The organism is Sphingomonas bacterium (assembly GCF_903644135.1).
GTDB lineage: Bacteria > Pseudomonadota > Alphaproteobacteria > Sphingomonadales > Sphingomonadaceae > Sphingomonas.
Genome location: NZ_CAHJXA010000254.1, coordinates 1 through 4,181 on the forward strand (window position 1 = coordinate 1; position 4,181 = coordinate 4,181).

Genomic DNA, 4,181 nt, shown 5'->3' on the forward strand with positions numbered 1-4,181 from the left:
TCGGCGCAATCATGCCCGGCGCGCTGGTCGAAGCACTGCGGGCGCTGGTAAGCTGGGAGGAACAGCGACTGATCGACCGGTTCGCGCCCGCCAGCTTCACCAGCCCGGCGGGTAGCGGCCACGCGATCGACTATGCCGCGGAAGGCGGCCCGCGCGTCGAGCTGCGCGTCCAGGCGCTGTTCGGGCTGGCCGAGCATCCGACGGTTGGCGAGGCGCGCGTGCCGCTGCTGCTGTCGCTGACCTCGCCCGCCGGACGCCCGATCCAGACCACGCGCGATCTGCCCGGCTTCTGGGCGGGCAGTTGGGCAGCGGTGGCGCGCGAGATGCGCGGTCGCTATCCGCGCCACCCCTGGCCCGACGACCCCGCGGCTGCGGCGGCAACGCTGCGCACCAAAAAGGCCGATGCGCGTTCGGGTGGAAACCGCTAAGGACAGCCCATGCCCACCGCCCGCATCTTCCAGCGCCCAAAAAGCTCCATGCAGTCCGGCAAGTACCGGACCGACCGCTGGCAGCTGGAGTTCGAACCCGCCGAGGCCAAGCGGCCCGATCCGCTGACCGGCTGGGCGGGCAGCGGCGACACGCGCGATCAGGTGCGGCTCGGCTTCGCGACGCAGGACGCAGCGGTCGCGCATTGCGAGCGGCAGGGTTGGGATTACGTCGTCGTGCCCGCGCCCAAGCCCAAGCTGAAGCTGCAGGCCTATGCGGACAATTTCCGCTAGAGCAGGCCCGCGCTCGACACCAACAGCAGGTTACAGTTCGATCAGCCCGTCGGGCAGCTCATTGGGGTCGGTGCCGGTATGCGGGAAGTGGCGGGCGAGCACCAGGCCGATCCGCTCGATCGCGGCGACCATGCCGTCGCCGGCGCGGCCTTCGCGCAGGCCATCGACCAGCGCCGCCATCGCCTCGCCCCATTCCGTCGGCGCGACTTTGGACAGGATCGCGCGGTCGGCGACGATCTCGGCGCGGCGCTCGGCAAGCGAGAGGTACAGGAGGACGCCGGTCGCGGTCGCGGTGCGCGCCTCGATCGCGCTGCGGAACAGCAGCACCGCGCGCGCCCGCACCCGTCGCGTCTTGGTCGCGCCCGGGGTCAGCGCCACCCGGACGCCGGCCGGCCTGGTCGCATAATGGACGGCGAGGAACACCAGCGCCATCCCGACCAGCAGCGCCGTCAACAGCTCGCCGCCGCTCCAGTCGCCTTCCCAGCCGTTCGACAGCGGGTCGAGCAGCGGGACGCCATGGCCCGGCAGCGCCGCGAGCAGCGCCACCACGAACAACAGCGCCAGCACCGCCCAGTGCAGCGCGACATCGTGATAGGCATCGGACTGCCGGGCGACGATCGCGACGATCTCTCCGTCGGTGGTCGCCTCGGCAGCAACGACCGCCGCACCGATGCGGGCGCGGTCTTCGGGGTGAAGGTGCATCACCAGCTTCCCGACGCGCCGCCGCCGCCGCCCGAGCCGCCGCCGCCACCGCTGAAGCCGTCGCCGCCCCAGCTGCCGTCATAGCCACCCCCCGAGCTGCCGCCACTATCACTGCCGCCGCCGCGATCCTCGAATGCGCTGGCGAGACCCCAGAGCAGGATTGGCCAGTTGCCGCCACGATGATAGCTGTCGCCGCGCCCGCGCCGTAGCCACGACGCGGCGACGAAGCCGAGCACGATCAGCCAGAAGATCAGCCCGATCGGAATCGCGCCGCCGCCCTGCGCGCGCTGGTGCGAGCGGTTGAACTCGGCGACGGCAGCGTCGCCGCGCTGCTTGGCCTCGTCGGGACTGGCACGCAGCTGCTGGATCAACGCGTCGGTGCCCGCCGTCATCGCGCCCGGTACGTCGCCGCTGCGAAGCTTGGGCATCATCTGCTGGTTGATGACGACGCTGGACAGGGCGTCGGTCAGGATCGGCTCAAGGCCATAGCCGACCTCGATCCGCGGCCCGCGATGCCCCGACGCCTCGTTCGGCGCGATCAACAGGATCGCGCCGTTGTTGACGTCCTTCAGCCCCACACCCCAGCTGCGAAGCAGCTTGTTGCCATATTCCTCGATCGGATAGCCCCCAAGGTTGGGGATCGTCGCCACCACCAGCTGGCGGTGAGTGTCATGCTCCAGCGCCTGGAGCTTGCGGGTCAGGTCGTCGCGCGTCGCCGGCGGCAGGACGTTGGCGGCATCAACCACCAGGCCGCTGAACTTGGGAAAGCTCTGCGCGGCCGCCGGCCCGGCCACAAGCATCGCCGCGAACAGCAGCGTCAGACAGGCCCAGATCGACCGGGCGGTGCGCGTCATGTCAGCTGCCGAAGTTCACGGTCGGCGCGTGCTGATCGGCTCCGGGCGTCGTCACGGCGAACGGCACCATCGGCTTGGCCCCATAGAAGATGCGCGCACCGATTGCGTCGGGAAAGGTGCGGATGCGCGTGTTGTACGACTGGACCGCGGCATTGTAGTCGTCACGGGCGATGCCGATCCGGTTCTCGGTACCCTCCAGCTGGCTCATCAGCGTCGTGTAATTGCCTTGGCTCTTCAGCTCGGGATAGGCTTCCTGCAGGCGTTGCAGCGACACCGTCACCGCACCTTGCGCGCGCTGGAACGCCGCGACCTTGGCGGGGTCCTTGAGGTCGTCGCCCGACAGCTGCGTGCTGCTCGCGCCGGCCCGCGCCTGCGTCACCTGGACCAGGATGTCCTTCTCCTGCGCGCCCGCCGCCTTCACCGTCGAAACCAGATTGGGGATGAGGTCGGCGCGGCGCTGATACTGGCTCTGCAGGTCCGCCATCCTCGCCTTGGCATTCTCCTCGGCGGTGGGGATGGCGTTGACGCCGCAACCCGCCAGCGGGGCGGCAGCAAGCGCGAGGGCCATCGCGGGCAAGAGGGGGGCGGTGAGAACGGGGCGCATCGGCATCATCTCCTTCAACCTGTGCTACCCGTATAGGACACCTGTGCGCTTGGCGGAAGCGGAATCGGCGGCTAGCATCGATCCCCTGGCAACAGGGGGAAGCGACATGCTCAACGACTTCAAGACATTCGTGATGCGCGGCAACGTGCTCGACCTCGCGGTGGCGGTCATCATCGGCGCGGCGTTCGGCAAGATCGTCACCTCGCTGACCGAGGACGTGATCATGCCGGTGATCGGCAAGATCTTCGGCGGCCTCGATTTCTCCGGCTATTTCGTGCGCATGGGGCCGGTACCGGCGAACTACACGGGCTCGCTCAGCGACTATGCCGCGCTCAAGAAGGCGGGCGTGCCGCTGCTCGGCTATGGCCAGTTCGTGACACAGGCGGTCAATTTCCTGATCATCGCCTTCATCATCTTCGTCATGGTCCGCGCGGTGACGAGGGCGATGGCGCGGTTCGAAGGGACCAAGACGGTTGCGCCCGCCGCCGAGCCGGCCGACGTCGCGCTGCTGCGCGAGATCAGGGACGAGCTGCGCAGCCGCGCCTAGGCGGCGGCGAGTTCTTCCGCGGCGGCATCGGCAAGGCTGGTGCCGTCGAGGATGCGCGCCGTCTCGTCGCGCACCCGCATCATCGCGTGGCGGATCGCGCAGTCCGCCTCGCTCTTGCAGTCGGCGCAGCGGCGATAGGCGGTGCGGCTGACGCAGGGCACCAGCGCCAGCGGCCCCTCGATCACGCGGATGATCTCACCGAGCGAGATGAGGTGTGTCGGCCGCGACAGGCAGTATCCGCCCATCTTGCCGCGATGGCTGTGGAGCAGGCCGGCATCGCGCAGGTCGGCAAGGATCATCTCCAGGAACTTGCGCGGCGCGTTCGCCTCGGCGGCGATGCGGGTCATCGGGATCGGCGAACCGCCGAACGGGGCCTCGGCCAGGAACAGCATCGCGCGCAACGCATAGCGGGAACGCTGGGTCAGCATGGCAATGCTTTGGACCCGCTTTGTGGCCGGCGAAAGGCGGTTGGCGGCGGCGGTCCGAGCGCTTATATCGCCAGTGCCGGCTTACGCCGGCTATGGCGATAAACGACGGTGTCCAATAGGCGCAGCGGACCCGGGGGCAGTACCCGGCGGCTCCACCATCACCGGCCTTCCAGGCCGATGACGACGGGGCCGAACCAGGATCGACGTGTGTTGAAAAGCTCTGTCTTTTGCTCGGAATGGGACCACCGAAACGGCCCATTACACAAGTGCCAACGATAACGAGGCTCTTGCGATTGCGGCGTAACTGATTCCTTCACGGGACTAGGT

General features: G+C 68.8%; 7 protein-coding genes and 1 other RNA gene. 4 read left to right on the forward strand and 4 right to left on the reverse strand.

The features are described 5' to 3' along the window. Positions 1–428: ATP-dependent helicase C-terminal domain-containing protein (locus HUU96_RS12270; protein WP_302480242.1), on the forward strand; the 428-nt coding region annotated here is incomplete at its 5' end. 9 nt (positions 429–437) lie between these two features. Next, a complete protein-coding gene (locus tag HUU96_RS12275) occupies positions 438–719 on the forward strand; it encodes an ETC complex I subunit (protein ID WP_174293061.1) in 282 nt (93 codons plus the stop codon). A 30-nt stretch (positions 720–749) separates the two neighbouring features. On the opposite strand, the gene HUU96_RS12280 is transcribed toward HUU96_RS12275, so the two are convergent. From HUU96_RS12280 to HUU96_RS12290, 3 genes are read right to left on the reverse strand one after another with little or no spacing between them, the layout of a single operon-like run. Then, positions 750–1,421, reverse strand: coding sequence for a TPM domain-containing protein (locus HUU96_RS12280; protein ID WP_174293062.1), 672 nt, complete (start codon positions 1,419–1,421; stop codon positions 750–752). Next, positions 1,421–2,275 (reverse strand): TPM domain-containing protein, encoded by an 855-nt coding sequence (locus HUU96_RS12285; protein ID WP_174293063.1) that lies wholly within the window; start codon positions 2,273–2,275, stop codon positions 1,421–1,423. Before HUU96_RS12285 ends, HUU96_RS12280 begins: the two co-directional genes overlap by 1 nt. 1 nt (position 2,276) lies before the next feature. Next, positions 2,277–2,879 carry a LemA family protein gene (locus HUU96_RS12290; protein WP_174293064.1) on the reverse strand — a complete coding sequence of 201 codons (603 nt, stop codon included), beginning with the start codon at positions 2,877–2,879 and terminating at the stop codon, positions 2,277–2,279. Positions 2,880–2,985: 106 nt separating this feature from the next. On the opposite strand from HUU96_RS12290, the gene mscL reads away from it, so the two are divergent. Continuing rightward, the gene (gene mscL / locus HUU96_RS12295) at positions 2,986–3,426 is read left to right on the forward strand and encodes a large conductance mechanosensitive channel protein MscL (RefSeq protein WP_174293065.1); all 441 of its coding nucleotides are present in this window, start codon (positions 2,986–2,988) and stop codon (positions 3,424–3,426) included. Here the strand turns inward: mscL and HUU96_RS12300 are convergent. Continuing rightward, a complete protein-coding gene (locus tag HUU96_RS12300) occupies positions 3,423–3,854 on the reverse strand; it encodes an RrF2 family transcriptional regulator (RefSeq protein ID WP_174293066.1) in 432 nt (143 codons plus the stop codon). The two genes, mscL and HUU96_RS12300, sit on opposite strands and share 4 nt — an antisense overlap. A 36-nt stretch (positions 3,855–3,890) precedes the next feature. Between HUU96_RS12300 and ssrA the strand changes: the two genes are divergently transcribed. Next, positions 3,891–4,181: a transfer-messenger RNA gene (gene ssrA, locus HUU96_RS12305) on the forward strand; the annotation flags it as partial.